This is a genomic window from Lysinibacillus sp. RU7 (genome assembly GCF_057837305.1).
Genome location: NZ_JBYQFK010000185.1, coordinates 1 through 258 on the forward strand (window position 1 = coordinate 1; position 258 = coordinate 258).

General features: G+C 57.4%; 1 protein-coding gene. It reads right to left on the reverse strand.

Annotated elements, in window-relative coordinates; genetic code table 11:
* Positions 1–30 precede the first annotated feature (30 nt).
* Positions 31–258 (reverse strand): 50S ribosomal protein L18 (locus AC3II9_RS22035; RefSeq protein WP_489158860.1); only part of this gene is annotated, 228 nt, incomplete at its 5' end.

Sequence of the window (258 nt, forward strand, 5' to 3'; positions counted from 1 at the left end):
GTTGATGTTGATGCGTTACTCCCGCCGGAATTAGAATACGAGACCTCCCTCGCGGGCGCCTTCGGCCAGTTGCTTTACACGGCCATGGTAGAGGTTGTCACCACGATCGAATACAATGGTCTCGATCCCCAGCTCCTTCGCCTTACGGGCGATGGCCTGGCCAACGAGCTTGCTCTTCTCCGACTTGGTGCCGGATTGTGCCTTGATGTCCTTGTCGCGCGAAGAAGCAGCGGCAATGGTTACGCCGGCATCATCGTT